The organism is Methanoregula sp., from assembly GCF_041663825.1.
Classification (GTDB): Archaea; Halobacteriota; Methanomicrobia; order Methanomicrobiales; family Methanospirillaceae; genus Methanoregula.
Map to the genome: position 1 here is coordinate 1 of NZ_JBAYLY010000034.1, position 26008 is coordinate 26008.

A 26008-nucleotide genomic window follows, 5' to 3' on the forward strand; every position below is an offset into this window, starting at 1 on the left:
ACAGTCCATGATCGCGCTCCACAAGGGCGGCGTCAAGGACGGCAGGATTGTCGGCGCTGAAGGTGCTATCCCCTTCATTGAGAATCTCAATGATGCGGCGATCAAGCGCTTCCAGGAGCAGATCACTGTCGTCAATATCATGGAGTCCGAGGACCTGAACGCCATCAAGGCCAAGATCAACGAACTCAAGGCAAAAGACCCCGGTGCCTTTGCCGCCGACCCCATCGTCGTCGAAGTCAAGGAAGCAGCCGGCGGTGCTGAAGTCGCAGCAGCAGGGGCGAACCCCCAGTTCCTCGAAATCGAGAAGAGACTCGACAAAATCGAGAAGAGAATCGAGTTCGCGGATGCTGAAGTGGCACAGCGTGTTGGGAGAAAGATCGGACGGGACATCGGTATACTGTACGGCCTCGTTGCAGGCATTGTCGTATTCATCATGCTGCTGTTCATGCTCCAGAAATTGATGGCATTGGTGTAATGGAGGTGTAATAACATGTTCAAGTTTGAAAAAGAACAGAGTGTCTGGGACTTCAACGGCACCAAGATTGGTGGACAGCCCGGTGAATACCCGACCGTATTGGGTGCTTCAATCTTCTACAACAAGCACGAGTGTGTGCTTGATGACAAGACAGGGAAGATTGACAAGGTAAAGGCCGAAGCACTCTGGAACCGCTGTCAGGAACTCTCTGATTTAACCGGTATTCCGCATTTCATCCAGATTATTGCGGAATACGGCGAAGCATTCGAGAGCTACTTTTCGTGGTTCGACAGTATCGACAACAAGACTGCATTCCTGATGGACTCATCAGTCCCGACTGCGCTCGCCCACGCATGCAAGTACGTAACCGAGGTCGGGCTTGCAAACCGTGCGATCTACAACTCGATCAACGGTTCAATCCTGCCCGAGAGCATTGAGGCCTTGAAGAACAGCGACGTAGACGCTGCGATTGTGCTCGCTTTTAACCCTGCAGACCCATCCGTTGCCGGCCGTGAGAAAGTGCTCACCGAAGGCGGCGTCGCAGGACAGACCAAAGGTATGCTCGAAATCGCAGAGTACTGCGGTATCAAGCGCCCGATCCTGGATACAGCGGCAACCCCGCTCGGCCTCGGCTCCGGTGGTTCCTACCGTGAGATCCTTGCCTGCAAAGCTATCCACGGGTACCCGACCGGTGGTGCATACCACAACATGACAGTCTCCTGGACCTGGCTCAAGCGCTGGAAAGGCACGAGCAAGACCCCGTCAGTCCTCGCAGCAGGATACAAGGGCAAGGACGCCCTGCTCGAACAGATGTCCCACCACTACGTTGGTGGCATGGACGGCATCCGGCAGGCAGCATGGTCCGCACCCGATATCGGCTGCAACATGATTGCAAGCACCCTTGGTGCCGACCTGATTATGTACGGTCCGATTGAGAACGTCGAAGCAATGATCACCGCACAGGCCTACACGGATATCACTGTCCTTGAAGCCACCCGCCAGCTCGGGATCGAGTGCAAATCTGAAAGCCACCCAATCTTTAAACTCATCTAAATTTTTTTTTAGAAACGCCGCAAAGCGTTTTCAAAATAAGAAAAATATCCTTACCCGCCGGGTGGGATATTGCTGGTTTTTTCTGTCGTTAATCGTCAGGTGCCAAACACGTGCCGGAAGCTCTCATCTGCATCTGCATTGCGCCCCAGCCGGCGCTGGGCCTCGGCCCGGTGCTGCCAGACAAATGAGTTGATCGGGTTAATGTTGATCGCCAGGTCAAAGGCGGCAAGTGCTTCCTCGTTCCTGTCGAGGCCCAGCAGTGCAATCCCTTTTGCGGTTATCGCCCGGATATTATTTGGGCCGGCTTCGAGGATATGATCGAAGCAGGCGATTGCGTCCTCATACCTCCCGAGTGCATTTAAGGCATAGCCTTTGTTTGCAAGAGCGAGCGTATAATCCGGGTCAAGGGCAAGGGCACACTCGAAACAGGCAATCGATTCCGCGAACCTGCCGATCTTGCGCAGCGTGTACCCCTTCTCGAACCAGGTCGTCATGAGATTCGGATTTATTTTTAATGCCCGGTCGTAGCAGGCAATGGCATCCTCGTGCCGGCCAAGGGCATAGAAGACTACTCCCCTCTGTTCATGTGCCGTGGTGTTGGCAGGGTCTGCTGCAAGAACCATATCGTATTCTAAGATAGCGTCATCGTACCGCCCAATCCGGGCAAGGTGATGCGCTGCCTCAAGCTTTGCCGTAACGTCCATATCCCATCATACAGTGATTCACATGAGCTGGGATAAAACCCGCGTATGAAAAACAGTGATTTTGAGCGCGTACAAAAAGAGCCGTTACTGGCGGGTCGCCCGGTACAGGAGATCAAACGGTCTTGTCAGCACACCGGGTCACATGGGTAAGGATCACGTCATCTGCGGATAGACCCGGGGCCGGTCATAAACCGGTGACATGAGTGTCAGGGTAGGAAACTGTTCAGGTCGATGATATCGGGCAGTATAGTATTCATCGGCCGCACAAGACGCATTGAACGAGCAGGCATGACGTCATACAGAGCAGCACAGTCGCGACAGCTCCGGGACGGAAAGAAATCAAACTGCGTAATGGGCTTATTATAGGGTATAAACTACCGGGAGGTATATTTATTATGGGGCGGGTAAGAAACTGCCCGTAGGAATCCACGACGAACACCGCAGGTAAAAAAGAAAATAGGATCGGGACATAAGTCAGGCCCCTGGAGGGTCAGTACAGCCGGTAGATGAAGAACCCGTCCTGGTAGTGCTCGGACTGGTCATGATCGGCGAGCAGGTTCTTCCGGTTGCCGTACGAGAGCATCCGTTTCCGGAGGGGTTCCATCCCGCACGTGTGGTAGATCAGTTTTTTGATCTCCTCGTTTGCCTGCCGGATCTCCTTTGTCTTGACTTTCCCCAGCAGGTCCGCAGGATAGGCATCGATGTCAAAATAGGCAAAGAGCGACTCAAGGGAAATGAGCCAGAGTTTGTCCTGTACCGCATTCTCTGCGGCCTGCGTTGCCTCGGCATCGCTGAGCACGAGATACGCTTCATCACTGCCATGGAAAAACGCTTTGAACCCGTACAGGTGGCCGTTCGAGATGCGGAGCGTGGTTTTGTCCACGCCAAGGAACCGGGCGAGCGCCTCACGCTTCTGTTCCATCACCGGATCCTGACTTTTGTGCATCTGACATCCCCGTACATCAAGCAGATGAGATCATACGCCTCATATTTGCACATTCAGCATGGACGTATAAAGTATTAAGATACGCCATTTATGGATCCACCCCGTGGGCACAAGACATGCAAAAAAGGAGATTGGATTGGCTAAAGGTATCACTCCTTTCGATCCTACGAGAGATCGAGCGGTTCGAAACCCTGTTTTAACACCTTCCCGAACTGGACATCGATCTTCGGGTCCTGTGCGCAGACAGGACAGTGATAATTTTTAGGGAGATCCTCGAACTTTGTCCCGGGTTTTATCCCCCGGTGGGGCTCGCCGCGCTTCTCGTCATACACGTACCCGCAGATCGAACAGATGTACCGGGTGGGCGCCCACTCGTCAAAACCCCATTTGCCGATCCTGCCCCGGCCCTGGTACCCGCAGACCGGGCAGACATAGTCCTCGGGAAGGTCTTCGAAAGGCGTTCCCGCCGGGATTCCGTGATGCGGCTCCCCGCGGAGCGGCGAGTAGATGTACCCGCAGAGCCGGCACTTGTACCGCTTCAATTTGTACACCGGGACCTTCTTTTCCGGGGATTTTTTTACGGTCTTTTTCCCGACAGCCTTTCTTTGGGGGGACGAAATGGTCTTCTGCACGGATGCAGTCTTCCCTTTTTTTGGTGCCGGTGCCATCTTTGCCGGTGCCATCTTTGCCGGTGCGGCCGGTTTCTTCGGGGCTGCTCTCTTCATCAGTGACGGGGACTGTGCCGGGCGCACGGCCCGGGTTCCCGCTTTTGATCCGGGGGATCCGGAAACTTTTTTTGTTCCTGCCATGGTGCTCTCCGAACCGGGCGGTCCGGGCGGCAGATGCCGGCCCAAAAAACGCCCGCTATAACGGATGATGGCAACTACCGGATATTATATATTATGAATGATGCAAACGACTTGTGACGGAAAATACGAATTCTAATACAAACACCTCCCTGCCAGAAGCCCGTACCACTATAACAAATCCCGTGAATTTATCCGTCAGAACCGCACATGATCTGAAGTATTGATATGGCGGACCTCGTTTCAGGTATAATCTATGCGTTTGCGGCGCTCTTCGTGATCCTCGACCCGATCCTCTCGGTTCCGATCTTTGCCAGCATGACAAAAGGACAGCCCTCGAGGGAGATCCACAAGCAGGCATTCATTGCTGTGGCTGTGGCCGGGATCCTGATGTATATCTTCCTCATCTTCAATACTGCCATATTCAGTATCCTCGGCCTCACGCTCTCCACGTTCCAGATCGCCGGCGGGATCCTGCTCTTTTTACTGGGCATGGAGATGGCACTGGGTATCGACCTCTGCAAGTCGAAGGATTCGGCCCCTACAGCAGCGGGTGTCGTGATAGGTACGCCAATCCTCTGCGGTCCCGGCGCGATCACGACCGTGATGCTCCTCTCAAAGGATTATGGCATTCTCATCCCGTTTATCGCGATCACCCTCTGTCTTGCGGCGACCTGGGTAATCCTGTATTTTTCTGCGGGTATCCAGAGGGTTCTTGGTACCGTTGTCACAGATATCATGGGTAAGGTGCTGGGGATGCTGGTCGCAGCCATTGCCATAAAGATCATCTTTTCAGGGATTATCGGGACGCTGGGCCTGCCCATTACGATCTAAAACCGACAAAACGCTCTCCTTTTTTTGATATACCTGCCCCGCCACCATGTTTCAGGCAATGAAAAAAAGTTCGGGCAAGAGAGCTCAAACATCACGTTTGAGCGACCAGACTTCGACCATATGATGCGGGTGGTACCGCTGCTTTGCCTCGCGGAGACCGCCGACGCCAAGGTCGCTCTCCCGGTTGATGTACTCCACTTCACCGGCAAGAAGAGCCGCCGTCTCTGCATTTATGGCCTTGTAGATCCCTTCACAGTCCGGCAGCCCTTTCTCGAAATGGACGAGCGCTGTATCAGAGTTCAGGCGCTCGAACAGGGATATGGCAGCGACCTGCGACATGACCCGGATCAGAAGGCCTCGCAGGGGGAGTTCAGCGAAATGCTCGATTGCGTAAAAAACCGCCTCTTTCTCGTGGGCGAGCACCAGATCGTTCTCGCACCCCTTCCATTCACACCATTTCACTAAAAAGCCCATTACCTCTTCCCGGTTGGCGGGCGTGATCGGCTCGACCGTGTGCCGGCAGTTCTTCCGGAATTTGTTGATCTGGCTGCGGATCTTGAGATAGTTTTTTCCCGGGAGCTCTGCAAGATCCAGAGCCCGGTACACGTACTCAAAGTGGTCCCGGTCCGGGACGAGGGTAAGGGTAGGATCGAGATCCCGCATCCACTGCGCTGTTGCCGGATCGATGAGGACGATGGGGGTATTGTCACCGATGTCCTGTGCCAGCCGGATGAGCGCTTTCATGAGCGCAGGGTCGCGGGGGCCGATGGGCGGGCGGAACCGGGTCACCCCGAGAATAGTACTTGCCAGGATGACGTTCCCATTCACGTACGCGTACTGGTACTGGGCAAAATGGTTCCAGCAGACCATATTCGTGAAGGTATTGTCGCTGTGGGTCTGCGGATACAGCGCGTAGTGTCGCTCGAAAAATGCCCGGTCGGCAAGGGTCACCGGCCTGAAGTCTTCCTGTGAAAGCATCACGGATCACTTTGGTATATCAGGGGGATATACCCCTCCATCCGGGCAAATCCCAGCGGGATATAGAACTGTTCCGAGCCGGGCTCGGCAACAAGGGCGATCCATGAGATCCCCGCTTCCCTGCACCACGCAACAAGCAGGGAGACCATCGCAGTACCCAAATCCCGCCGCCGATATTCGGGGAGCACAACGAGATCCTGGATATACGCATCAGATACCCCGTCAGAGATCGCGCGCCCCATCCCAACCGCACGGCCGCTTTTCTTGTCGGCGGCGACGACGAAGGCAAAACTGCCACCGATAAGCCGGGGGATTTCAGTAGGATCGTACTCATCCTTCCACCAGCCGCCGGCCCGGTAGAGTGCCACAATCTCCTCTGCATCCCACGAGCGCACGAGCGAGACGCTGATATCATCCGGGTTCATCGCACGAGACCTTCCCCGAAAAAAAACAACGGATAAGAAGAGAACAAATTTTTCTGCAGGTTTCGGGCCAACGCTGTCATTACCAGACCGTTATGTTGCCTTTGGGGGAGACGCCTTCAACTGCCCGATAGCAGTATCGACAATCGCCCCAAGTTCCCTGACTCCCCAACGCTCCGAGTTGAGAATAATGGTGTAGATTGAGAGATCGTTGATGTCAATGTTGTAGTACTGCCGATACCGCACCGCTTCACAGTGCTCGCGTTCGAGGGTGATCGCTTTTGCTGTTTTAATATCGGCAATCTGGTCGCGGAATACGATCCGTTCGAGCCGGCAGCCGATGGAGGCAAAGAGCCAGATTTTGAGATCCGCCTTCTCAACCATCCAGCCCGAGAGGCGTCCCTCGACAATGATATTATCTTTCTGTTCTGCGATCTCTTTCTGCCTGGCATCGATCATCTTGTCATAGGCCGGATCCGTCTCGGCAAGACGGCCGAATTCGGCAAGTTCCATGTGATGCTCTTTTGCACATTCACGGAAGACTTCGCCAGCTGAGATCATAGTAAACCCGTGTTGTTCTGCGAGATACCGTGAGAGCGAGGTCGTCCCGCTGCCGGGAAGCCCGCTCACGGTGATCCGCATCAGATCCCCCCGATGTTGAGGGCCTTTCTGATTACCTGACTGATCGTGATCGAACAGATCATGTACCATATGATCCATGCGGGAATGACCCAGAACAGGGGCGCGGTCAGGCTCAGCGTCCCATAATAGGGAAGTGTTATCGTGTTATTGATCTGGCTGAGCCGGTACAGCAGCCAGAAGAAGATCGGAACGGTCAGTATCAGGATGTATGCCATCGGTTTGAACTGCTGCTGGGAGAGTTCAAGCTGCTCCTTCATCATCCGGTCTTTCTTTGTGTCCAGTTTCTTGATCCTCTTCTCATCCTGAGATAACATGGCTTCCCGGTACTCTTTCTGGAACTCCTTCATCCGGTCCTGCACTTCGGTCATCCGCTCATAATTGATCGTGTACTTCTGGATAATCGAGGAGTACAGGCCGGTGGCTGCCGAAAGGATCACGATCAGGATAAAAAACGGTATGCCGAAACTTTTCACGAGCGGCGCAAACAGGGAATCAATACCTTGCCCCACACCAACCCGCAGCCACTCGATACTGTACGAGATCATCATCAGCATCATGAAGAGCAACGCGATGTACAACCCGTACTTATCCCAGATTTTTCCTAAGTCCATGGAGTCACCTTAAATGGGGTCACCTGAGGACGTCCGCCATCTCCGCAGCGGCAAGATCCAGCAGGTGATCGGGGTTGGTAATGATCTTGATCGTACACCCTGTTACCATGGCATACGCGGCGGCGATAGACCGGTTGAATTCCTGGTGCTCGGCAATTGCACGCGCACCCTCCTTGTCCCGGGTTCTCGTCTCATCGGTCAGGCGCCGCATGAGGATCTGGTCATTATCAGTTTCAACGAGGACGAGGATATCGGGCATGATCTCGCGGAGCACCCATTCAGGAAGCCCGGCGAGATAGCCCTTGGGGGTTTTCACCGATGCGTGCGTATCGATCATGACGTTGCCAGGAATCTTTGCAATTGCCTGTGCCGCGCGCTGCTGGAGCCGTTTCTGATCGGCCCGGTCGAGTGTGCGCATCTGGTCACGATCCTGCACGAGCCCCTCACTCTTGGCTACTTCGAACATGAAGGTACCAAAATTGATGGGCTGGTAGTCTACCCCTTCGCTTTTGAGTCTGTTTAACGCCTCGTTGATGACCGTGGTCTTACCGACACCCGGCACACCCGTGATAATGACTTTTTTGCCTGCCATTCCTATCCCTTCATTACTCAAATCATTCTTTGCCAAAGAATGTTCGCATGAACGGATACATCTCCATGATCTGCTGGCTCGCTATCTCTTCGTACAGCCTGTACGTGATACTCACGGTCAGTAACAACCCCGTACCGCTGACAGACCCGATGACACCAAAGAGGTTCGCGACCACACTGAGGATACCGATGAATACACCACCGATAATCGTAACACGGGGGATGTACCGGTCCAGGTACTTCTCCAGCACCTGCGGATTTCTCCGGTAACCGGGGATCGACATACCGGACATCTGGATCTGCCGGGCCACATCCTTTGAATCGAGACCTGCGGTCTTGATCCAGAAGAGTGCAAAGATTGCACCACCGACTACCATGAACGTGATATCGATACCCATCCTTAAGAGGACTTGCCAGACTTCGTGGCCGAGATCGGTCGTCCACCACATCCAATCGGACGGGCCGTTAATTGGTGCAAGGTAGTACATCAGGCCGGAGACCGGTGTCTGGCCATTGAATTTACCCAAGATAGTGATACCAACATTGGAGAGGAACATCCCCACCATCTGGATGTTGGCCTGGAGCACCCTGACGAGAATCATCGGCAGGACACTCGCGTAGATCAGCTTGACCGGGAAACGTGCCCGGGCACCCCTTACCTGTGCGTGGGCAAGGGGGATCTCAATACGAGTGGATTCCACATAGACGATGATAAGGAAGATGATGATCGTTGTGGCAAAGGCGAGGAGATCCTTTCCGAAGTACTGGATGAAATTCGCACCGTCAAGCACGACAGCAAACAGGCGCGGGAAGAACCCGACCGGATAAGGATCGCTGACTGCGGTCCAGTTGATGAACCCGTTCACGAGAGCCTGTGAGATACCAGCAATAATGAAGAGTCCGACACCGGAACCGATACCCCACTTGGTAACCACTTCATCCATGAAGAAGACAAGGACACCACCGATACAGATCTGGATGAAGATCAACAGCGAGACTGCAAAGAGGTTGCCGCCGAAGAACTGTGCTGCGATGGCGGGATCGGGCTGCATAAACCCGCCGATGAGGTTGGGCGCGGCCTCGATCACAATCATAACGAGGATGAGGATCTTCTGGAGACCCATGTACATGACCTGTCCACGGGCCTCGCTCGTATCAATATGGAGGATATCGGCGCCTTTTAAGAGCTGGAGCACGATGGACGCGGTGACGATCGGCCCGATACCGAGGTGCACGATCGAACCACTAGCACCGGCGAGCAGTGCACGCCAGTACATGAAAACATCCTGCGAACTGGCTGCAAGCCCGAATACCGGGATATTCGTGAGCGCAAAATACAGAATTAAAATTCCCAGTGTCCACAGCAGTTTATTCTTAAAGTGGACATGCCCGTCCGGGCTCTTGACTGCGGGCATCGCAGCAAGAATGGGTTCCATTCGATCCAGCAGGTCTCCCATTATTTCACCAAAAAATCGGGTGGGTCAGACGACCTGCGTCTTTCCACCAGTCTTCTCGATCTTTGCCTTCGCCTGCTCAGAGAATGCAGCTGCGGAGATGTTGAGTTTCTTTGTGACTCTTCCGCTGCCGAGCACCTTTTCGATGCCTATATCGGCGGCGTTTAAGACAATTGCATCTCCTTCCTGTTTGGCAATTCCCTGTGCAAGGAGCGAGGGTACGATCTGATCGATAATCCCGATATCCATTGAGGAAACGGTGACGGCAGGATTATGGAAGAACCCGTTCTTACCAAAGACGGGCCCTCCCATTTCCATATACCACTTGACAAAGTGGTGGGCATTGATGCCTGCGCGTCCCCTTCCACCACGGTTGCCTGCACCACGGCGGTTCTTGTGGGTTCCGCCGCCGCACGTCCGCGTTCCGCGGTATTTTGAACGTTTGTTGGTTGGCATCTCTTCACCTCATCTTGTAGAGGAGAGTATTGATCTCCGGACCATAATAGCCAAGCGCTCCGCCTTGTACGAACGTGCGCTTCGTAGTCTTGTATCCCTTACGCGGCGGGTGAAGCCGGAGGACCGGCTTGAGGCCCGGGATGTCGCGTAACTTAGACTCGCCCTTTGCCAATGCCTGCGCAAATTCGAGGATGCTGCCAAAGGTCGAGTTGGACTTGAGGTACTCGTCTGTTAAGGGATCATCGCCGATCACACGGCCACGGGTCTTGAGCAGGGTCTCAATGGTTGCTGCATCAACTTCGCCATATGCAACGTAATCCTGTACCTTGCGGATCATTCCGAGGTTCTCGGGTGTATCTGACACGAACACGCAGTGGTTGATGTGGTGCAGACGAAGCATCTTTAACGTGTCTTTGATGTCCTGGCGGGTGTTAACCACGCCACGGACCTCCACGACTGCGTACATTTACTCTGACCCCCCTGTGCGGATCATGTTAGTTTCTTTTAACGCGTTGAACGTCGCCTTTGCAAAGTTGATTGTCGTGCGGGTCTGTCCGCGCGCAAAGGTCCAGACATCCTTGATACCGGCGAGTTCGAGCACTTTTTTGCTGATATCACCGGTGACAAGGCCGATACCCTGAGGGGCGGGCTTGAGGGTGATACGGACACTGCCTGCCGCTCCCACTACCTGCATGGGGATGGAGTGCGTTACATTGCACCCGCATTCCCAGCTGCCGCACCCACGGCGTACCTTTACAATGTTCATCTTAGCTTTCGTGATCGCTTTCTTGATTGCGTCACCGACCTGGACGTCTTTTCCCTGGCCAAAGCCGATGTACCCGTTCCGGTTGCCGACAATTACGACAGCACGGAACTGGACACGGCGGCCCGAGTCGGTCATCCTCTGCATCATGGCGATATCGAGGACCTCGTCTTCGAGGTCCGGGAGGAACATATCGACGATCTCGGGTTCCTTGATCGGTCTGCCGCTCTCAAGAACCTGATCGATACTCTTGATCTCCCCTGATGCGACAAGCTTGCCAAGACCGGTGACCGGGCGCCATTCTGCCTTTTCGTATGCCATTTACACCAGCTCCTTCTTTATGGCGTCTGCCACCTGTTCGACATTCTTGACGATATCTTTGGCTTTATCGTTGTAGGCCGCAATATGTGCACCCTTGAGCCGTTCTTCCGAGGGAACAATCTTTTCGCCATACGGGATATCAAGGCCTGCATCGACTGCCCCTTTAAGCGCAGCAAAGACACGTGCTCCCGGGGTGGCCCGGTTGAGCCCGATATCGAGGATCGCGCGGTCCTGTCCTGCTTTCTTTGCTTTTGCAGCAAAGAGCATGCCTGTAAGGTATGCTGCAGGTGTGTTTGCAGTTGCCCCGGTGTATCCGTACTTTTCAAGTTCGGAGGAATTTGCCGATACAAGGGTCTTGTCCCCTTCCATCTCGGCGATGACCAGTTGGACAAGGATATGCCGGTTTGTCCTGCGTACGACCATGCGCGGCGCATCAGCGACAACGAGTTTGGTTCTCTGGTAATAATCGGTTCTGCCTTCTCTCCGCCTGCGGAAAGCGACTAAATACCGTGGTCCGGTCGCCATGTTACTTCAGCCTCCCGGCAATGATCTCCATCTGTGCTTTCATGTGCGCGACACTCCGGAACTGCCCGCCGGCTGCCTTACGGTAGATGACCCGGTAGAGGTGCCGGTCAATGGTACCGGCCTCGCGGAGCGCGACGAGTACTTTTCTGATTGCACGGATCTTCTGGATCCATGCCCGCTTGCTGGGGGTACGTGCACCCTTTGCACCTTTCCGTTTCCCGACGCCCTTGCGGTGACCGTATGCACGCTGCGCGGTGCGCACACGTGCCCGGCCGCGGCTGACACCAGTCTTCTGGTGCGCCTTGATGGCACCATCGGTGATAAGCCCGCGCAGATCCTCGCGGGAGATTGCATTCTCGATGTCCGAAATGCGCTCGGGGTCGAACCAGACGCGGTTGACACCGCATTTCAGGATCGATGCGGAGAGACGTTTCTGGCTGGCAACATCACTCATTCTTCTTCACCCCGGATGAGGACTTTTTCTTTGCTTTGGCCTTTTCTGCCGGGGCTTTCTCCCCGTCAGCGGGCTTTTTCTCGGATTTTAGAGGAGCGGCTTTCTTTGCAGGAGCCTTTACCGCTTCTTTTGCCTTGGGCTTTGCGGATTTCTCCTCTTTCTTTTCGGTTTCTTTTGCCGCAGGCTTGGACTTTGACGAGGTGGCTTTTACCGGCTTTTTCTCTTCAGCGCCTTTCTTCTTGGCTTCTTCTGCCTTGGAAGTGCTTTTCTTTGCCGGGGCCTCTTTTGCCTTTGTCTCTTTCTTGTCCTTTGCCGTATCTTTTTCCGATTCGGCAGGAGTCTCCTTCTTTACGGGTGCTTTTACGACCCGGGCGTTAAGGATCTTGAATCCTGCTTCTGTCGCCTTTTCCTGAAGGGCTTTGCGCTTGCGTCCACCGACGCCGGCTGATATCCGGATCGCCTGGGTTTTGGTATCCAGGTTCTCAAGGTCTTTTTCCGAGAAAACCAGTACTTCAAAGAACCCGCTGGGGTGCATGCCGCGTACCGCGATCGGGCTTCCGTAGCCCGGTTTTGGTAATGCTCCTTTTGCCTTCTTCTGTTCCCGCTGTTTATTGTGCTGTCCGCGGGGCTTTCTCCATGAATCGGAGAGCTGTTTCTTCTTGCCAAACCCGTCGCGCTTGAAGACGGCACCCTTCTCTGTGCGCACACGGATCAGTCGCTTGGTTTCAGTTGTCATTGCTTGCTTCAGCCCCTCTGTACCATGTATATGCCGTCCTGGAAAACCCGGGGGTCCCGGTAACGGATATGGGTTGCATGCTCGATATTTGCTGCAGTATTCCCGACCAGTTCTCGGTCGATACCGGTCAACACGACCTCATCGTTTGCCACCTTTGCGGTGACGCCCTCTGCAATGTCGGCGTACCGGGCTTTCTTCTCGCCCAGGAAATTGGCAATCTCAAGCCGCTTTCCCTGGAGTTTAAGCTGGATCGGGAAGTGGCTGTAGACAACCTTCATCCGGTACTCGAATCCTTCCGTGACGCCCCGGCACATATTCTTTGCATGTGCCTCAAACGTCCCGACCATCGCGGTGATCTCCTTGCGGCTGGATTCGGTTGAGATGACAAGTTCCTTGCCGTCGCTGGTCACCGTCACCTGGGGGAACCGGACGCTGCGCACCAGCTGGCCCTTTTGCCCTGTCACTATAAGCTGCGTTCCCTCAAGCTTTACTTTGACGCCTTCAGGAATCCTGACTTTTCTTACACTTGCCATGATTCGCACCCTCTAGTAGACATACCCGAGCAGTTCGCCGCCGATACTTTCCTTGCGCGCCTGCACATGCGACATGACGCCGTGCGAGGTGGAAAGAATGATGAGCCCGAAGTTCTTGCCGGGCAGGTACTGCTTCTCCCAGAATTCCATCTCATCCAGCTGGACCGAAAAACGCGGGCAGATTGCACCGCATTTGTTGATCTTACCGGTGAGATGCACCTTGAGCTGGCCGCCACGGCCATCCTCAATAAACTCGAAACCGGCAATGTAGCCGGCGTCCTGCATGATGCGCAGCATTGAGCCGAGGAGCTTGCTTGCGGGTTCGATGATGCACTCGGCCTTGCCGGTGTCACCTGCGTTCTTTAACGCACTCATCCCGTCTGCGATGGTATTTAATCGTGTCATTGTGCAGTCACTCCTCAGTTCATCTTCTTAAAGCCCATTTTCTGTGCCCATTCACGGAAGCACTGCCTGCAGAACATGATGTGGTACCGGCGGACAAGTCCCTGCTTGCGCCCGCACATCTTGCACTCGTTTGCACCGCGACCGTAGATCTTCTTTCTTTCGCCACCCATTTAGCGCACCTCCACCAAGTATTGGTTCTTGAGGAACTCGATTGCATCCACCTTTTTCACGCGCTGCTTTTGGGGAAGTTTCTTCTGCTGCATTTTTCGGCGGGTGATCCTGATGCCGTTCCTTTCGAGCACGACGTTAACATCCATCCCGAAAATCCCGATCTGCGGATCGTAGGACATCCCGGGGAAGTCCGTGTGCTCTTCAATGCCGAACGAGAAGTTCCCGCTCTTATCAAACTGGCTCTCAAAGATCGTCTTGTTGACGATGGTTAAGGCAGTCTTGATGAAATCTTCCGCAGGTTTCCCGCGGAGCGTGACCTTGCACCCGATCGGGGCGCCTTTCCTGATATTAAACGCCGGCTGCGTCATCTTTGCGACGCTGCGGATCGGGGTCTGCTTGGTGATCGTCTTCATGATATTCTCGGCCTTGACGAGTTTTTCTCCACTCTCGCCAACGCCCATGTGGACAACGACCTTATCGATGTGGATATCTCGCATTGCGGTCACTGTTCAATCCCCCAGCCTGCTTTTGAAACGGTCTCTTTTCCGATCATGTAGATGTAGGGCGCGATGGTATCGAACTGTTCCTTGGTCTTCTCATCTTCAAGGATAACCTTGTTCGGGACACTGCCCGGCGTCTTGATGATCTCGATAATCCGGGCAACCTTGCCGGAGTGGCGGCCGCCGATAATCGTCGCCATGTTGCCTGCGGCAAACGGATAGTGTTCAAGAATCTTGAACCGGTCCTCGGGTTTGAGGGAGATGACCACCGAGTCGTTTGACTTGTAGGAGTTGTCGGCAAGGATGTTTGCCCCGTACCTGAGGTTTAACTGGACTTTGCCACCGGTAACGGTCGTCTTGTTCTCAATCTTGCAGAGCCTTATCTGGGCGAATTCTGCATCGATCTCAACGGTTTTGTGCCGGCCTTTGACATCACGGATGATCTGGTAGTACTTGCCGATCCGGGGAAGTGCAATGACATCAAAAATTCCGATGCCCATCTTGGGATCCCGGCAGACCCGGCCGTTGATGACAACGTCCTTCTGCTTGAGGATCTGCTTGACTTCCTTCATGGTGCGGGCAAGGCCCTGCTGATCCCGGAGCCAGACGGCTACCGGCATTGCGTTTGCATTGTGAGGGCCCGGCGCCGTCTTTGCGACAAACTTCGTGGTTTTCTTGGTAATGTGCCACGAATCAGGCGCGTTGAGCCTTTTCAGATGGTCTGACATTATGCCTTCTCCCCGAGTTTTTCGACGCGGCGCTTGTCATCGAGCTTGAGCTTGGTGATCTCCACCTTGGATGCGTCGACGGGACGCGGAACTTCGGTACCGTCAACCTTGGTGGATGAGACACCGTGGACAATGATCTTCACGTTACGGGTATCAATGCCGTCAACGAGTCCCTCCTCGCCAACATGGTCACCACGGGTAACCTTAACGGTATCGCCCTTGATAACGCGGATCGTCTTCTTTGCATATTTCTCCTTGAGTGCTGCCGAGAGCGGTGCGTTGAGGAACTTTGACTTCATGTGTGCAGGTGCATCATACCGCGCCTTTCTCTGCTTGCGCGGTTGTGAACTTTCAATTCTTACCATGACATCCCACCTCACACAATGATCGTTGCCATAGAGCCGAGCTTCGGGTACCGCTCTGCCACTTCACGGGCGACCGGTCCCTTGATCTCGGTTCCTTTGGGCTCGTTCTTCTCATCCACAACGACAACAGCGTTGTCGTCAAAGGAGACGCGGATGCCATTGGGGCGGCGCATTTCCTTCTTCTGGCGGATGACAACCGCCCGCACGAGCTTTTTACGCATGTCCGGGGTCCCTTTCTGGACACTCGCTGTGCAGAGATCTCCCAGGCCCAGTTTGGGCTGGCGGCGCCTTACACCATGGTAGCCGAAGACAGAGATGATCTGCACGGTCCTAGCACCGGTATTATCAGCGCATGCAAGTCTCGTTCCCGTCGCAAGAGCCCGTGGGGTCTTGGACTGCTTTGCCTTCATGGCTGCTGCACCTCGACAACGACATACGTCGTGCTCTTCGACAACGGTCTGCACTCAGCAATCTTCACGAGATCCCCTGCCTTTGCCTGGATGCAGGGCGGGTTGTGGGCGTGAAGTTTGGAGATGCGCTTCTCGTACCGGTTGTACTTCCGGACGTAGTGCAGGTAATCCCGGGCAACTACGACCGTTCCCATCATTTTGTCGCTCACGACCTTACCGGTGATCACCTGGCCGCGTACCGGTAAAGTGCCGTGGAACGGACAATTAACGTCCTTGCACTCCTGCTTGGGTGCCTGAACGTTCAATCCAATATTTTGTGCCATTATGGTATCCTCTTTCTTTTATGCTCGCTTGAGCCTCTTTTCTGGAGCCAGTATCAGTGCGGATCCATTAATCTCAACAAGGGTATTGTCAGGCAGAGAGAGACGGAAGGTGCTCCCAAGTTTTGGGATCTTCTTTATTCCGGCCTGCGTCTGTATGGCAACAAGATTCCTTGTCTCATCGATGATGTGTCCGCTTATCCCCTTATGAAACGGGTTTGCAGCTCCAGCTACCAGAACGTCAAGGCCGATCAATTCGTGCCTTATCACGTTCTGGCAGGAGATCATACGCGGCTCCTGCGGGTCTTCTCGGTCATCAGGCGGGCAATAGTGCGCCGGAGTTCCCGTATATGCCCGGGGTTCTCGGTTGCGCCACCGGCACTGACCTTTCCGTTGTGCTGGACAAGTTCCATCCGGAGTTTTCCCATCTGTTCCTGCAGTTCGACATCAGTGAGCTGCTGGACATCGTGCGCCCGTAAGATTGCCATTTACTGCACCTCTCCATCGGTATTCTCATCGGGAAGGGCCGGCTCTTCGGTGTCAATGTCGCTAATAGCGGTGACGGTGACCTTCGGGGTAACCGGCTTCTTCTGTTCGATGATCGTAAAGTGGTCTGGCATCTTCGCATCGGCAGGCACAATTTTAACCTGCACCCCAATCACGCCGAGCTTCTTGATGGCGATCGCATAGCCTTTCTCGACGATATTGATACTTGGCTCACCGCAGTGCTTGATGTAGCCCTCAGTGAACTTCTGGGTACGGGCACGTGCACCGGTTAATTTACCGGCGATGATAACCTCGCAGCCCAGTGCACCGGATTCCATGACCCGACGCATGATGCTCGAACCAGCCTTACGGAAGTACCAGCCGCGTTCAAGGGCATTTGCCAGCCTCTCCGCCATGATCTGGGCGTTGAAACTTGGGTTCTGGACCTGCTGGACCTCTATCTGCGGAGACTCAACCCCGTAGTTCTGGGCAAGATCCTGGGTCAGCTGGTGGACAAGTTTCCCGCCTTTGCCGATCACGATCCCCGGTTTTTCAGCAAAGATGGTGACCTGGGTTCCAAGAGGCGTGCGTGCGATATCCATGCCGCCGAACCCTGCGCGCTTAAGTTCTTTTGTCAGGTATTTCTCGACACGGACCTTGCGGACACCTTCTGAAATGAATTTCCTTTCAACGGCCATTTATGCCACCTCACGGACAACAATCTCGATGTTGACGGTCTCTCGGACCTTGGGGGATGCACGGCCCATTGCCCGGGGGAAGAATGCCTTCTGGGCGCGCCCGCGGTTTGCCGAGGCGTGGATGATCTCCAGGTTCTCGGTGTCAAGACCGATGTATTCCGCGTTCTTTTTTATTGATTCGAGAATCCTGATGTACGCCTTGGATGCCTTGACCGGGTACCTACCTGCATCCCAGTTGCCAGGAAGGCCGCGCTTGTGTGCGACATTACTGTTAAAATGCCGGAACGGGATTGCCTTTTTAAGGGCAACCACATCGGCAAGGTACTTGAGCGCATCGTTGACGCGCTGGTGCCGGATGAAATCGGCGATCTCGATCGAGTGCTTGGGAGAGACGGAAAGCTCGTTTGCTTTGCCTCTGGCGATGTTGTCGCCTTCAACCTTCTTTGAATATGCAATGCGTGCCATTTCCATCACTTCAGCGGTACGTACTTACTGCCCCTCGTTGCACCGATACCGGCGGAACCGTGGGAGACCCTCTTTCTTGTGAGTGCAAATTCTCCAAGATAGTGGAAGATTGACTCGGGCTGGAACTCAACTTTCAGGAATTCCTTGCCGTTGTAAATCTCGATGCTCTTTCCAACCATCTCGGGCATGACAATCATTTCACGCAGGTGGGTTCTGACTTTCTCGTCCCCGCCCCGGATCTTTGCAAGCAACGTCTCTTCACCGCGGTTGAGCCCGCGGTTGAATTTGCGGCGTGCACGGGCTGGCATCAGGGGAATGAGTTCGCTCAACCCCATCGCCTTGAGCTCGTCAATCTTATACCCGCGATAGGTGAACTCCTCACGCCGTCTGGGCATTCTCTTCTGTGTCTTTTTTGGTGCTGCCATACCGTTCACTTCCTGCTCTTACCTGTCTGGCGTGCTGCCACAGATCCAACCGTCCTTCCTGGAGAAGTACCCCGGGCAATGGTCTTTGGGCGACCCGTGTGCTGGTGGCCACCGCCACCGAACGGGTGATCGATGACGTTCATTGCGACACCCCGGACACGAGGCCAGTTCGACGCGGTGTTCGCCATCTTGTGGTACTTGTTACCGGCCTTGACAAACGGCTTCTCAACACGTCCGCCACCGGCGACAATACCAATGGTTGCCCTGCAGCGTGCATTAAACCACTTGGTCTTGCCGCTTGGCATCCTGACGCCGACACGATCTTCAATCTTATCGACAACAACGGCTTGTACCCCGCTTGAGCGGACAAATTTGCCGCCATCGTTGGGGCGCGACTCGATGTTGCAGATGTAGGACCCGGTCGGGATGCTCTGGAGCGGGAGTGTGTTCCCGTTCTTGACTTCGACATCAGTTCCCCAGGATACGACCTCGCCGATACCGATACCTTCGGTTACCAGCATGTAGACCTTCGATTTGTCCTCAAGCTGCACAAGGGCAATCGGAGCGTTTCTTGCCGGATCATGCTCGATATCGATGATCGAGCCGGTGATCTTCGTTGTGCCGTCCCCGATGTGCTTTAACTCAGCTTTGTACCGGTGGGATGGGGCGCGATAGGTCGGGCCTCCCCTGCCCCGGTTCTGTGTTGTAATTCGATGTCCCATGTTCCCCACCTTACATAATGCCAAGCCGGCTCAGGATTTCCTCGGCGGCTTTCTCGTTCTCGAAACTCACAACGGCTTTCTTTTGGCCGTGCATGGTCATAAGCGTGTAGACGCGCTTTACCTTCTGGTCAAACGCTTTCTCGATGTCACGCTTGATGTCCAGCTTCGTGGCTTTCCTGTCGACAAGGAACTGGAGTTTGTTCTCGTTTTCCAGAAGCACCATGGCCTTTTCTGTGACAAACGGGTGTTTCAAGGTAGACATTTACTTTCCCTCCAGGCGTGTAAGTGCACTTTCGGTCCAGACTGTCAGGCGTCCTGCCTGCATGCCCGGAGCAAGATGCTCGACATTGAGCTGATCAATGGTCACGACATCGACACCGGCGAGGTTGCGTGCGGCGCGGAACTCCGGGCCCGATGTAACAATGAGCAGGCTCTTTCTCTGCTTGTACCGGCGGCCACGGAGCTTGCCCTTTCCTGCACGGACCTTGCGGCTGTCTTTTGCACGTTCAACATCGCTGTATACACCGATGTTCGTCAGTGCGGAGATGACATCCTGCGTACGTCCGAGGGTCTCAAACTTATCCTCGAAGATGAGCGGAACTGCACCGTCAAAGAGGTGTCCCCTGCTGCTGATGAGATCGGCACGGATGCTTGCTGCAACCGCAGACCGGAAGGCTTTCTGTTTTTCTTTCTGGTTGATCTCTTTAATCAGCACCTTGGCAGTAACCGGGGGGTGTGCTTCACGGCCGCCTTTTGCCTGTGGGACCTTTGCTGCACGGGAACCGTTCTTGAGACGGGGTACATGCGATGCGCCACGGCCGCTTCCCCAGCCAACTGCCGAAGAACAGATGCCGGCAAACGGGTATGAGCCGTGCGGCTGCCTTCGGACGCTCTGGAGCGCCATGACTGCCTTCTTGATCAGATCTGGGCGGTACTCTTCGGAGAATATGGCCGGGAGTTCTATGTCCTTTACCACTCCGCCTTCAATTGTTTTAACCTGCGCTTTCATCTCTGATCACCCCTGCTTGCTCTGGACGCTCACAAACTGGATCGCGGGCGACCGTACAACATGTTCACCCTGTCGGATTGCCGGGCGGATACGGATAAGTCTCTTTGCCGGGCCCGGAATGGAGCCCTTGATAACAACATATGCACTCCGGAGCACACCGTAATTGAGGAAGCCACCTGCGGGTGTGATCTCGGATCCGTTCTCTCCGATCTTCAGGATGCGCTTGTTGAATTCGGTGCGCTGCTGGAAACCCATCTGACCGCTCTGCGGGACCTGCCACCGCACATGGTGGGGGTTCCATGGTCCAAGGGTACCGATGTGGCGTTCTTTGCCACCAACAGAGTGCTTGCGCTTTCGCAGCATGGCACCCCAGCGCTTGACCGGTCCTTGTGTACCTTTACCGATAGTGATTGCAGTGATATCGGCATATGCACCAGTGTCAATCACATTGTTGAGCCGGATTTCCTTTCCAAGTAATCCGATAGCAAACTCGTACTGTTTTGCGCAGTCTCCACCGGCAATCTTGATCTCCATGAGATCGGGTACCTTCTTTGGCACACCGGTTATGGTTGCCGGCTGCGTGTACGCAACTGCATAGATCTCTGCCACCTGGTTTGCGGCAAGGGCGTCGGCAAATTTCTTCTTTGCTGCCGCGCTGTCGTAGTTCTTGGGTACGGTCACTCTGCGGGAGAGCTGGCTGTCCAGCGGCTCTGCCCAGATCTCCGTGAACGCATGTTTACCATAGGTATCCTGCGAGTATGCACGGATAGCGGCAACTTTCATGGTCGGGATCTCTATGATGGTTACCGGTACCATGATCTCCTTGCCCTCTGTCGGGCTGCCTTTGTGGTCATCGACCATGAGAACATGCGTCATCCCCACTTTGTAGCCCGCAAAGCCAAGCAACGCGGGTGCACCGGTGTGCTGTGGCCAGGACTTGTATTTTGGTATGGGGCTCTGTGCACGTTTTCGTGGGCTGAATGCCAGTGAGCCTCGGCGTGGTCTGTTTATCTTTGGCATGTGTCAATCAATCCTTTACATTCGTGTTTTTGATTTTTTACTTGACACGAACTCTTCTAGATGAATCCGAGACTGAAGTGATATCACTTGCCTGTCTGGTAAGCCAACACGCGATCCGAAAACACCCTGCAGGATACAAACACTACCCGCATTTTGCGGATACTATCCCTGCCTGTGTATCGGTTGCCCCGGAAACCGGATGATAGGGATAAATACATCCCCTCATCCGACAAATTTCCGGTTTTTCTTTTTCTCGCGAAAGAAGACCCTGACATTGACGCATCCCCTGATTTTTAATCAGGAGAACAGGCTCGTTACGAAAACGTCCACCTGTACGTCACGGTCAGATCCAACTCTGTCAGCCCGTTGTGACGATTCACAACTCCTTCTCGGGATCCTCCGCATGGATGCGGAGGTCACCAATCGGGGAAATACCCACGGCAGCATCATTCCCTGTGTCATTTGGGTCTGATTCCGCCGGTGCAGCACACACATAATGTGTATATACTGCAGGGACACCCCCCATATCGGCTTCCCTAAATATAGATTAAAAAAGCATATATATTTATGCCAGCATTTCGGGGATCACACGCCGATCCCTCAGCAACTGGCCGTACCTGACGGAACAGACATAATCCGCCATCATGCCGGTTATCCGAAATAGATCTCTCCTTCATCGGTGATATATATCTGCACATCTTCGCAGATACACCGGGCCTTATACGACTGTGGCCGGGCTTCCCGGAGTCGGTTGATGAGCGAGATCGTATCGTATTTCACTTTGATCTTGGCTTTTTCAGCCTCGGCAAAGATCATACTCGGGACTTCGAACAGATCTGTCCCTGATGGAATGGTGCAGAGATGTGTGGCATCAAGGGTATACAAAAATTCGAGCGTCTCTTTTGCCCGCCGTATATTTTCCATTGCAGATTTCTCAATTGTGCAGACATTGGCTTTTGATGTGCTGATAATATCTGCGATCTGCTGCTGGGTCATTCCCTGTTTCCGGTACCGGAGCACTTCCCTCTGTCTGTCGGTGAGCAGACCATCTTTCATACTATCCATTCCATCACATTGACTTAAACACTTTTCGTTAACAACGACCATCTGCAATAATCCACAAAAAATCCATTGATGTGTGCGTAATGGATATTCACCGTTATCAGTACTTCTCTGAATTTTCCGTCCCAAACGTGGCAGAATTTTTGATGGACATCCAGAAGTGATTCCCGGCCCATGGGGGTACCCCCTCCTGCCGGCCCAGGGTGGCACCCCCCTGTCACAAAAACGGGAGGTACCCCATCCCCCGATCATTTTTTTGAAAGCATGATATCCCCACCCCCCTGTCCGGGCATAAGAGGGGGCCTACCCCCCGTTCTGGCATTTCTAAAACCTGTGCTTCGCGTGGAGTTATCGTCTGAAGAAATATTTTGCCGGCCAAAGGCTTGGGGGGGTAGGGGCCTCTTTTCTTGCTAAGGGGGTACCCCCCGCTCCCAAAAAGGAGAGGTACCCTGACCCCCGACCATTTTTTTAAAAGCATGATACCCCCACCCCCCGCTTGTGGCCAGAGATGGGGGGGTTCCACCATTATACAAATGAAGGGGGTACCCCTCCTGCCATAAAGGGAGAGGCGTCTGTTGCCAAAAAAAACTCCCGCTTCCAGATCAGGCTCATACGAATTTTTGGGGGCTGTTCTTTCAACTTGAAAACAGAGAAATACGGATTATAGATGATAAATCGCAGAAGAACCGGGATCATGGACACGCGAAGAATGCCCACGGGGACCTCGCAGGTACCATTCTCTCCCCCGGGTTTTCCGGCACGCACCGGGTTTTCAGGAGGAACGCAAAAACACAACAACTCAAAAAACAAAGAACTGCATACCCGGCGTAAAAAATGATTTCAAAATCTTTATAAGAATACCGGGTCATAATAACGTGTTATAAAACAAAATAGAGGTGAAATTTCAATGGTTGTTAAAGTAGGTGTAGCTAAGTTAGGCAATATTGCAAGTGGTGTAATGGCGGAACTGCTCCTCGACGAGAGAGCAGACCGTGAGGACATGCAGACATTCATGGCGACCAGCGGCACAAAACTCGAGCCGGCAGACGTCGACCGTGTTGTTTCCAACCTGAAGGCATACAAGCCGGACTTCTGTATTGTAGTTTCCCCCAACGGGGTTCTCCCCGGCCCGACCGGTGCCCGCGAACAGCTCGCTGCAGCAGGTATCCCGACTATCATCATTACCGATGATGTAACCACGAAGAAGGAATGGGAAGGCGTCAAGGCTGACACCAAGTTCGGCTATATCATCATGAAGGCAGACTCCATGATCGGTGCACGCCGCGAATTCCTCGACCCCGTCGAGATGGCAGACTACAACGGTAACCTCGTCAAAGTCCTGGCACTCACCGGTGCATTCCGCAAACTCCAGGTCGCTCTCGACAAGGTCATTGACCAGGTCAAGGCCGGCAAGAAGGGCACTGAAATCGAGCTCCCGAAGATCATCATGACCACCGACAAGGCAGTCGACGGCGAGTTCACCAACCCCTATGCCCTTGCAAAGGCACGCGCTGCCCACGAGATCGCCATGGCTGTTGCAGGCCAGAACGTCAAGGGCTGCTTCATGACCAAGGAATGGGAGAAGTACATCCCGATCGTTGCAAGCGCTCACGAAATGATGAGAGTAGCAGCAGCACTCTGCGACCAGGCCCGCGAGCTCGAGAAAGCAGGCGACAGCATCCTGCGCCAGCCCCACAAGAAGGATGGCACGCTCGTCCGCAAGAACAAACTCGTTGCAAAATTCGAGTAAATTTTTTTTATCTTTTTTATTTTCTGTAGAACGACCCCATATCTTCAGGGAGCGTCATGATCACAGGCTCAAAGTGGAGCCGTTCCATGAATGCCGAATCGCTCATTGATGTCGGATTTGGATTTATCCGGGAAACGAGCGAACAGAACGCACGGAATCCGTTATCTTTTCCGGCCTTATCGAAAAAAACCGACATATTGAACGCATACGTTCCCAGGGCCTGGTAGAACGAGAGAACTTCGATGATTCCCTGTGCCAGGAGATCGATATACGGGTCCATTTCGATGAGAGAAGCGATCGGCAGGATGCCCCGCACCTCGCGCTCACCCAGCGGCACCGCGTGGGCAGACCAGAGGATCTCATCGCCAAAGAGGTACCGGTCCGATGACCGTTCCTGCTCCCGCACGACATCCCAGTACTGATGCCCGGTCTTTGCGTGGTACGCTTTCCCCGCAGACAGGTACCGCTCTGCTATCCACGACGGACGCTTATCGGAGATCCCTTGCATATGGGGGTGGACGATGCTTGCCCCTGCAGAGGTCAGATAATTCCAGTTAATGCTGGGATACCCGTCGAACCGGAGAAGCGACTCGGTTTGTGCCATGAGTGCATCCGCAATCTGTTGTCGGGTGAAGGCAGGAACGGCATGATCGCGGGTTATCACCGTAACCGTGTGCCACTCCGCAAACGGAAACATATTGGGAAACGTGACGCTCTCTCCCTTAAGGATACGATTCCCGTCAGCAAACGTGGGCGTGATTGAAAAAATATTTTCCCGGCAGAAGGGGCAGGTTCCCGAACCTTCGGGTATCTTGAGAGTTTGATTGATATGTCGTTTAAGCCGTTCCGGGCTGATCCGACAGCGCAGGCCGGTCAGGTTCTCCTCACGGTACTGGAGATTTCCTCTCCCGGTTATAACGTCAGATACGGTAAACATGTCATTATCCTAAAGGGAGTACTCTTCGGGATAAGATAGTCATTTGCAATCTTCCCTTAAAGCGGACAGAATATTTCTACAGGCACTGGTTCCCCCACACAGGCTGTCAACGTTAAAAAAAAGGAGTTTTTACTATCTGCCATAGTCCCCATAGGGAACTTTTTCGGCGGTATTTAAAAGCAGATATATTAGATCTGCTTAAATGACATACTTGCCGAGGAGGCGGATAGAGGTGGTCATGTCAGGACCGAGTGGTGAACCAAAGATGATCTGGGTAACGCCGGCCTTTGTAAGGTCTTCGCACTTTGCCTTGACCATTTCAGGGGTACCTGCAATGGTGAATGCATCGATCTCTTTGTCTCCAACGAGTTCTCCGACTGACTTGAAGTCGAACTTGCCGAGTGCTGCCTTGATCTTGGCGACATTGTTGAGGTCAAGACCGTGGCGCTCGAGCAGTGCGGGCGGCGAACCTGCGGCGATAAATGCGGCGACAATCTTTGCTGAATTGCGTGCCTTCTTCTCGCTCTTGTCAATCGACATAGCGGTGTACGCTCCGATATCGAAGTTCTTCTTGCCGACTGCATCGCTTGCCTTCTTGATGATCGGGATAGCGATGTGGAAGTCCTTCGGGTTGGATGCGTTGATCAATGCACCGTCACCGATCTTTCCGGCAAGCTCAAGAACCTTGGGGCCCTGTGCACCGATGTAGACCGGGACACCCTTCTTTCCGGGGAGAGTAACACCGGTCAGCTTCGCACCATCGTAATCAAAGAACTTCATGCCGGACTTGTTAACCTGTTCACCGGCGCAGAGCTTGCGGATCTGCACGACAGCCTCTTCGAGGCGGGCAACCGGCTTGTCACCCTGGATCGCAATCTTCGGGAGTGTTGAAAGGTCACCGGGTCCGATACCGAGCGTTGCACGCCCGTCGGAAATTTCGTTCAATGTGCAGAAGAACGATGCCATTGCGGCCGGGGTGTCGGTAAACGAGTTCATGATACCCGGACCAATCTTAATGCTGCTGGTGGCCTGTGCTACTGCAGCAAGGACTGCATAACAGTGCCTGTTGTTGTAGTGGTTGGTGATCCATGCATAATCAATATCTTTAGATTCAGCAAGTTTGCAGAAGTTTACAACCTGCTTTACGTTGACATTTCCTGGTACAAATTCAATTCCATATGTCAAGGCTTGTTCACCTCATGGAGTATTACCGTCCGCGCATTTAAATAAA

General features: G+C 53.9%; 39 protein-coding genes. 4 read left to right on the top strand and 35 right to left on the bottom strand.

Annotated features, from left to right (window positions below; translation table 11 throughout):
• Positions 1-475: tetrahydromethanopterin S-methyltransferase subunit MtrG (gene mtrG, locus WCX19_RS12670; RefSeq protein ID WP_373008698.1), on the top strand; the 475-nt coding region annotated here is incomplete at its 5' end.
• Positions 476-490: 15 nt separating this feature from the next.
• The gene (gene mtrH, locus WCX19_RS12675; protein WP_373008700.1) at positions 491-1528 is read left to right on the top strand and encodes a tetrahydromethanopterin S-methyltransferase subunit H; all 1038 of its coding nucleotides are present in this window, start codon (positions 491-493) and stop codon (positions 1526-1528) included.
• 95 nt (positions 1529-1623) lie between these two features.
• Here the strand turns inward: mtrH and WCX19_RS12680 are convergent, their stop codons facing one another.
• The 3 genes from WCX19_RS12680 to WCX19_RS12690 all read right to left on the bottom strand — a co-directional run bounded on the left by WCX19_RS12680 (position 1624) and on the right by WCX19_RS12690 (position 3987).
• Positions 1624-2232: a tetratricopeptide repeat protein gene (locus WCX19_RS12680; protein ID WP_373008702.1), complete on the bottom strand. Its 609-nt coding sequence runs from the start codon at positions 2230-2232 to the stop codon at positions 1624-1626.
• A gap of 490 nt (positions 2233-2722) precedes the next feature.
• The gene (locus WCX19_RS12685) at positions 2723-3178 is read right to left on the bottom strand and encodes a hypothetical protein (RefSeq protein ID WP_373008704.1); all 456 of its coding nucleotides are present in this window, start codon (positions 3176-3178) and stop codon (positions 2723-2725) included.
• A gap of 164 nt (positions 3179-3342) precedes the next feature.
• Complete coding sequence (locus WCX19_RS12690; protein ID WP_373008706.1) at positions 3343-3987, bottom strand: rubredoxin; 645 nt, start codon at positions 3985-3987, stop codon at positions 3343-3345.
• Between the two features lie 225 nt (positions 3988-4212).
• On the opposite strand from WCX19_RS12690, the gene WCX19_RS12695 reads away from it, so the two are divergent.
• Positions 4213-4818, top strand: coding sequence for a MarC family protein (locus WCX19_RS12695; protein ID WP_373008708.1), 606 nt, complete (start codon positions 4213-4215; stop codon positions 4816-4818).
• Between the two features lie 84 nt (positions 4819-4902).
• On the opposite strand, the gene WCX19_RS12700 is transcribed toward WCX19_RS12695, so the two are convergent.
• From WCX19_RS12700 to WCX19_RS12845, 30 genes are all read right to left on the bottom strand, one after another.
• A complete protein-coding gene (locus WCX19_RS12700; protein ID WP_373008710.1) occupies positions 4903-5796 on the bottom strand; it encodes a DUF2156 domain-containing protein in 894 nt (297 codons plus the stop codon).
• Positions 5796-6221, bottom strand: coding sequence for a GNAT family N-acetyltransferase (locus tag WCX19_RS12705; protein WP_373008712.1), 426 nt, complete (start codon positions 6219-6221; stop codon positions 5796-5798). Before WCX19_RS12705 ends, WCX19_RS12700 begins: the two co-directional genes overlap by 1 nt.
• A gap of 90 nt (positions 6222-6311) precedes the next feature.
• Positions 6312-6860 carry a (d)CMP kinase gene (gene cmk / locus WCX19_RS12710; protein WP_373008714.1) on the bottom strand — a complete coding sequence of 183 codons (549 nt, stop codon included), beginning with the start codon at positions 6858-6860 and terminating at the stop codon, positions 6312-6314.
• Positions 6860-7471 (bottom strand): DUF106 domain-containing protein, encoded by a 612-nt coding sequence (locus tag WCX19_RS12715; protein ID WP_373008716.1) that lies wholly within the window; start codon positions 7469-7471, stop codon positions 6860-6862. The genes cmk and WCX19_RS12715 overlap by 1 nt, the downstream gene beginning before the upstream one ends.
• 19 nt (positions 7472-7490) lie before the next feature.
• Positions 7491-8063 carry an adenylate kinase gene (locus WCX19_RS12720; RefSeq protein WP_373008718.1) on the bottom strand — a complete coding sequence of 191 codons (573 nt, stop codon included), beginning with the start codon at positions 8061-8063 and terminating at the stop codon, positions 7491-7493.
• 22 nt (positions 8064-8085) lie between these two features.
• Positions 8086-9519 (bottom strand): preprotein translocase subunit SecY, encoded by a 1434-nt coding sequence (gene secY / locus WCX19_RS12725; RefSeq protein WP_373008720.1) that lies wholly within the window; start codon positions 9517-9519, stop codon positions 8086-8088.
• Between the two features lie 24 nt (positions 9520-9543).
• On the bottom strand, positions 9544-9972 hold the full coding sequence (locus tag WCX19_RS12730) for an uL15 family ribosomal protein (protein WP_373008722.1): 429 nt from the start codon (positions 9970-9972) through the stop codon (positions 9544-9546).
• A 4-nt stretch (positions 9973-9976) separates the two neighbouring features.
• Entirely contained in the window at positions 9977-10438 is a 462-nt protein-coding gene (locus tag WCX19_RS12735; RefSeq protein WP_373008724.1) for a 50S ribosomal protein L30, read from the bottom strand.
• Positions 10439-11056 (bottom strand): 30S ribosomal protein S5, encoded by a 618-nt coding sequence (locus tag WCX19_RS12740; protein WP_373008726.1) that lies wholly within the window; start codon positions 11054-11056, stop codon positions 10439-10441.
• Positions 11057-11581 (bottom strand): 50S ribosomal protein L18, encoded by a 525-nt coding sequence (locus WCX19_RS12745; protein ID WP_373008728.1) that lies wholly within the window; start codon positions 11579-11581, stop codon positions 11057-11059.
• 1 nt (position 11582) lies between these two features.
• The gene (locus tag WCX19_RS12750; protein WP_373008730.1) at positions 11583-12035 is read right to left on the bottom strand and encodes a 50S ribosomal protein L19e; all 453 of its coding nucleotides are present in this window, start codon (positions 12033-12035) and stop codon (positions 11583-11585) included.
• On the bottom strand, positions 12028-12771 hold the full coding sequence (locus WCX19_RS12755; protein WP_373008732.1) for a 50S ribosomal protein L32e: 744 nt from the start codon (positions 12769-12771) through the stop codon (positions 12028-12030). Before WCX19_RS12755 ends, WCX19_RS12750 begins: the two co-directional genes overlap by 8 nt.
• Before the next feature lie 8 nt (positions 12772-12779).
• The gene (locus tag WCX19_RS12760) at positions 12780-13304 is read right to left on the bottom strand and encodes a 50S ribosomal protein L6 (RefSeq protein ID WP_373008734.1); all 525 of its coding nucleotides are present in this window, start codon (positions 13302-13304) and stop codon (positions 12780-12782) included.
• 12 nt (positions 13305-13316) lie between these two features.
• Complete coding sequence (locus WCX19_RS12765; protein WP_373008736.1) at positions 13317-13709, bottom strand: 30S ribosomal protein S8; 393 nt, start codon at positions 13707-13709, stop codon at positions 13317-13319.
• Between the two features lie 14 nt (positions 13710-13723).
• On the bottom strand, positions 13724-13879 hold the full coding sequence (locus WCX19_RS12770; protein ID WP_012106085.1) for a 30S ribosomal protein S14: 156 nt from the start codon (positions 13877-13879) through the stop codon (positions 13724-13726).
• Positions 13880-14377 carry a 50S ribosomal protein L5 gene (locus WCX19_RS12775; RefSeq protein ID WP_373008770.1) on the bottom strand — a complete coding sequence of 166 codons (498 nt, stop codon included), beginning with the start codon at positions 14375-14377 and terminating at the stop codon, positions 13880-13882.
• 5 nt (positions 14378-14382) lie between these two features.
• Positions 14383-15108 (bottom strand): 30S ribosomal protein S4e, encoded by a 726-nt coding sequence (locus WCX19_RS12780; RefSeq protein ID WP_373008738.1) that lies wholly within the window; start codon positions 15106-15108, stop codon positions 14383-14385.
• Positions 15108-15473 carry a 50S ribosomal protein L24 gene (gene rplX / locus WCX19_RS12785; protein ID WP_373008740.1) on the bottom strand — a complete coding sequence of 122 codons (366 nt, stop codon included), beginning with the start codon at positions 15471-15473 and terminating at the stop codon, positions 15108-15110. The genes WCX19_RS12780 and rplX overlap by 1 nt, the downstream gene beginning before the upstream one ends.
• Positions 15474-15484: 11 nt before the next feature.
• Entirely contained in the window at positions 15485-15883 is a 399-nt protein-coding gene (locus WCX19_RS12790) for a 50S ribosomal protein L14 (RefSeq protein WP_373008742.1), read from the bottom strand.
• A complete protein-coding gene (locus WCX19_RS12795) occupies positions 15880-16206 on the bottom strand; it encodes a 30S ribosomal protein S17 (RefSeq protein WP_373008744.1) in 327 nt (108 codons plus the stop codon). Before WCX19_RS12795 ends, WCX19_RS12790 begins: the two co-directional genes overlap by 4 nt.
• A gap of 18 nt (positions 16207-16224) precedes the next feature.
• Complete coding sequence (locus WCX19_RS12800; RefSeq protein ID WP_373008746.1) at positions 16225-16491, bottom strand: ribonuclease P protein component 1; 267 nt, start codon at positions 16489-16491, stop codon at positions 16225-16227.
• Entirely contained in the window at positions 16488-16691 is a 204-nt protein-coding gene (rpmC, locus tag WCX19_RS12805) for a 50S ribosomal protein L29 (RefSeq protein WP_373008748.1), read from the bottom strand. The genes WCX19_RS12800 and rpmC overlap by 4 nt, the downstream gene beginning before the upstream one ends.
• On the bottom strand, positions 16692-17387 hold the full coding sequence (locus WCX19_RS12810) for a 30S ribosomal protein S3 (protein WP_373008750.1): 696 nt from the start codon (positions 17385-17387) through the stop codon (positions 16692-16694).
• Complete coding sequence (locus WCX19_RS12815; RefSeq protein WP_373008752.1) at positions 17388-17852, bottom strand: 50S ribosomal protein L22; 465 nt, start codon at positions 17850-17852, stop codon at positions 17388-17390.
• Between the two features lie 5 nt (positions 17853-17857).
• Complete coding sequence (locus WCX19_RS12820; protein ID WP_373008754.1) at positions 17858-18277, bottom strand: 30S ribosomal protein S19; 420 nt, start codon at positions 18275-18277, stop codon at positions 17858-17860.
• Between the two features lie 5 nt (positions 18278-18282).
• A complete protein-coding gene (locus WCX19_RS12825) occupies positions 18283-18999 on the bottom strand; it encodes a 50S ribosomal protein L2 (protein ID WP_373008756.1) in 717 nt (238 codons plus the stop codon).
• A 10-nt stretch (positions 19000-19009) separates the two neighbouring features.
• Positions 19010-19261, bottom strand: coding sequence for a 50S ribosomal protein L23 (locus tag WCX19_RS12830; RefSeq protein WP_373008758.1), 252 nt, complete (start codon positions 19259-19261; stop codon positions 19010-19012).
• On the bottom strand, positions 19262-20008 hold the full coding sequence (rpl4p, locus tag WCX19_RS12835) for a 50S ribosomal protein L4 (RefSeq protein ID WP_373008760.1): 747 nt from the start codon (positions 20006-20008) through the stop codon (positions 19262-19264). It lies immediately after the preceding gene.
• A 6-nt stretch (positions 20009-20014) separates the two neighbouring features.
• On the bottom strand, positions 20015-21028 hold the full coding sequence (locus tag WCX19_RS12840; RefSeq protein WP_373008762.1) for a 50S ribosomal protein L3: 1014 nt from the start codon (positions 21026-21028) through the stop codon (positions 20015-20017).
• A gap of 651 nt (positions 21029-21679) precedes the next feature.
• Entirely contained in the window at positions 21680-22084 is a 405-nt protein-coding gene (locus WCX19_RS12845; RefSeq protein WP_373008772.1) for a Tfx family DNA-binding protein, read from the bottom strand.
• Positions 22085-22997: 913 nt separating this feature from the next.
• Here WCX19_RS12845 and WCX19_RS12850 point away from each other — a divergent pair.
• Positions 22998-23840 (top strand): F420-dependent methylenetetrahydromethanopterin dehydrogenase, encoded by an 843-nt coding sequence (locus tag WCX19_RS12850; RefSeq protein WP_373008764.1) that lies wholly within the window; start codon positions 22998-23000, stop codon positions 23838-23840.
• Positions 23841-23856: 16 nt separating this feature from the next.
• On the opposite strand, the gene WCX19_RS12855 is transcribed toward WCX19_RS12850, so the two are convergent.
• The gene (locus WCX19_RS12855) at positions 23857-24777 is read right to left on the bottom strand and encodes a galactose-1-phosphate uridylyltransferase (RefSeq protein WP_373008766.1); all 921 of its coding nucleotides are present in this window, start codon (positions 24775-24777) and stop codon (positions 23857-23859) included.
• Positions 24778-24975: 198 nt separating this feature from the next.
• Complete coding sequence (locus WCX19_RS12860; RefSeq protein ID WP_373008768.1) at positions 24976-25962, bottom strand: 5,10-methylenetetrahydromethanopterin reductase; 987 nt, start codon at positions 25960-25962, stop codon at positions 24976-24978.
• Positions 25963-26008 lie beyond the last annotated feature (46 nt).

What these genes read in the sequence shown, in the direction of transcription:
- WCX19_RS12790 (WP_373008742.1), bottom strand. Translation starts at nt 15,883, where the DNA reads ATGAAGGCAAAGCAGTCCAAGACCCCACGGGCTCTTGCGACGGGAACG.
- WCX19_RS12840 (WP_373008762.1), bottom strand. Translation starts at nt 21,028, where the DNA reads ATGCCAAAGATAAACAGACCACGCCGAGGCTCACTGGCATTCAGCCCA.
- WCX19_RS12705 (WP_373008712.1), bottom strand. Translation starts at nt 6,221, where the DNA reads ATGAACCCGGATGATATCAGCGTCTCGCTCGTGCGCTCGTGGGATGCA.
- WCX19_RS12765 (WP_373008736.1), bottom strand. Translation starts at nt 13,709, where the DNA reads ATGACACGATTAAATACCATCGCAGACGGGATGAGTGCGTTAAAGAAC.
- WCX19_RS12730 (WP_373008722.1), bottom strand. Translation starts at nt 9,972, where the DNA reads ATGCCAACCAACAAACGTTCAAAATACCGCGGAACGCGGACGTGCGGC.
- rplX (WP_373008740.1), bottom strand. Translation starts at nt 15,473, where the DNA reads ATGGTAAGAATTGAAAGTTCACAACCGCGCAAGCAGAGAAAGGCGCGG.
- WCX19_RS12845 (WP_373008772.1), bottom strand. Translation starts at nt 22,084, where the DNA reads ATGAAAGATGGTCTGCTCACCGACAGACAGAGGGAAGTGCTCCGGTAC.
- WCX19_RS12720 (WP_373008718.1), bottom strand. Translation starts at nt 8,063, where the DNA reads ATGGCAGGCAAAAAAGTCATTATCACGGGTGTGCCGGGTGTCGGTAAG.
- WCX19_RS12755 (WP_373008732.1), bottom strand. Translation starts at nt 12,771, where the DNA reads ATGACAACTGAAACCAAGCGACTGATCCGTGTGCGCACAGAGAAGGGT.
- WCX19_RS12770 (WP_012106085.1), bottom strand. Translation starts at nt 13,879, where the DNA reads ATGGGTGGCGAAAGAAAGAAGATCTACGGTCGCGGTGCAAACGAGTGC.
- WCX19_RS12825 (WP_373008756.1), bottom strand. Translation starts at nt 18,999, where the DNA reads ATGGGACATCGAATTACAACACAGAACCGGGGCAGGGGAGGCCCGACC.
- WCX19_RS12735 (WP_373008724.1), bottom strand. Translation starts at nt 10,438, where the DNA reads ATGTACGCAGTCGTGGAGGTCCGTGGCGTGGTTAACACCCGCCAGGAC.
- WCX19_RS12795 (WP_373008744.1), bottom strand. Translation starts at nt 16,206, where the DNA reads ATGGCACAAAATATTGGATTGAACGTTCAGGCACCCAAGCAGGAGTGC.
- WCX19_RS12850 (WP_373008764.1), top strand. Translation starts at nt 22,998, where the DNA reads ATGGTTGTTAAAGTAGGTGTAGCTAAGTTAGGCAATATTGCAAGTGGT.
- cmk (WP_373008714.1), bottom strand. Translation starts at nt 6,860, where the DNA reads ATGCGGATCACCGTGAGCGGGCTTCCCGGCAGCGGGACGACCTCGCTC.
- rpmC (WP_373008748.1), bottom strand. Translation starts at nt 16,691, where the DNA reads ATGGCAATCTTACGGGCGCACGATGTCCAGCAGCTCACTGATGTCGAA.
- WCX19_RS12800 (WP_373008746.1), bottom strand. Translation starts at nt 16,491, where the DNA reads ATGATCTCCTGCCAGAACGTGATAAGGCACGAATTGATCGGCCTTGAC.
- WCX19_RS12715 (WP_373008716.1), bottom strand. Translation starts at nt 7,471, where the DNA reads ATGGACTTAGGAAAAATCTGGGATAAGTACGGGTTGTACATCGCGTTG.
- mtrH (WP_373008700.1), top strand. Translation starts at nt 491, where the DNA reads ATGTTCAAGTTTGAAAAAGAACAGAGTGTCTGGGACTTCAACGGCACC.
- WCX19_RS12815 (WP_373008752.1), bottom strand. Translation starts at nt 17,852, where the DNA reads ATGGCACGCATTGCATATTCAAAGAAGGTTGAAGGCGACAACATCGCC.
- WCX19_RS12685 (WP_373008704.1), bottom strand. Translation starts at nt 3,178, where the DNA reads ATGCACAAAAGTCAGGATCCGGTGATGGAACAGAAGCGTGAGGCGCTC.
- WCX19_RS12700 (WP_373008710.1), bottom strand. Translation starts at nt 5,796, where the DNA reads ATGCTTTCACAGGAAGACTTCAGGCCGGTGACCCTTGCCGACCGGGCA.
- WCX19_RS12780 (WP_373008738.1), bottom strand. Translation starts at nt 15,108, where the DNA reads ATGTCAGACCATCTGAAAAGGCTCAACGCGCCTGATTCGTGGCACATT.
- WCX19_RS12690 (WP_373008706.1), bottom strand. Translation starts at nt 3,987, where the DNA reads ATGGCAGGAACAAAAAAAGTTTCCGGATCCCCCGGATCAAAAGCGGGA.
- WCX19_RS12775 (WP_373008770.1), bottom strand. Translation starts at nt 14,377, where the DNA reads ATGCGAGATATCCACATCGATAAGGTCGTTGTCCACATGGGCGTTGGC.
- WCX19_RS12745 (WP_373008728.1), bottom strand. Translation starts at nt 11,581, where the DNA reads ATGGCGACCGGACCACGGTATTTAGTCGCTTTCCGCAGGCGGAGAGAA.
- rpl4p (WP_373008760.1), bottom strand. Translation starts at nt 20,008, where the DNA reads ATGAAAGCGCAGGTTAAAACAATTGAAGGCGGAGTGGTAAAGGACATA.
- WCX19_RS12760 (WP_373008734.1), bottom strand. Translation starts at nt 13,304, where the DNA reads ATGGCAAGTGTAAGAAAAGTCAGGATTCCTGAAGGCGTCAAAGTAAAG.
- WCX19_RS12750 (WP_373008730.1), bottom strand. Translation starts at nt 12,035, where the DNA reads ATGAGTGATGTTGCCAGCCAGAAACGTCTCTCCGCATCGATCCTGAAA.
- secY (WP_373008720.1), bottom strand. Translation starts at nt 9,519, where the DNA reads ATGGGAGACCTGCTGGATCGAATGGAACCCATTCTTGCTGCGATGCCC.
- WCX19_RS12740 (WP_373008726.1), bottom strand. Translation starts at nt 11,056, where the DNA reads ATGGCATACGAAAAGGCAGAATGGCGCCCGGTCACCGGTCTTGGCAAG.
- WCX19_RS12680 (WP_373008702.1), bottom strand. Translation starts at nt 2,232, where the DNA reads ATGGACGTTACGGCAAAGCTTGAGGCAGCGCATCACCTTGCCCGGATT.
- WCX19_RS12820 (WP_373008754.1), bottom strand. Translation starts at nt 18,277, where the DNA reads ATGGCAGCACCAAAAAAGACACAGAAGAGAATGCCCAGACGGCGTGAG.
- WCX19_RS12810 (WP_373008750.1), bottom strand. Translation starts at nt 17,387, where the DNA reads ATGGCCGTTGAAAGGAAATTCATTTCAGAAGGTGTCCGCAAGGTCCGT.
- WCX19_RS12830 (WP_373008758.1), bottom strand. Translation starts at nt 19,261, where the DNA reads ATGTCTACCTTGAAACACCCGTTTGTCACAGAAAAGGCCATGGTGCTT.
- WCX19_RS12855 (WP_373008766.1), bottom strand. Translation starts at nt 24,777, where the DNA reads ATGTTTACCGTATCTGACGTTATAACCGGGAGAGGAAATCTCCAGTAC.
- WCX19_RS12695 (WP_373008708.1), top strand. Translation starts at nt 4,213, where the DNA reads ATGGCGGACCTCGTTTCAGGTATAATCTATGCGTTTGCGGCGCTCTTC.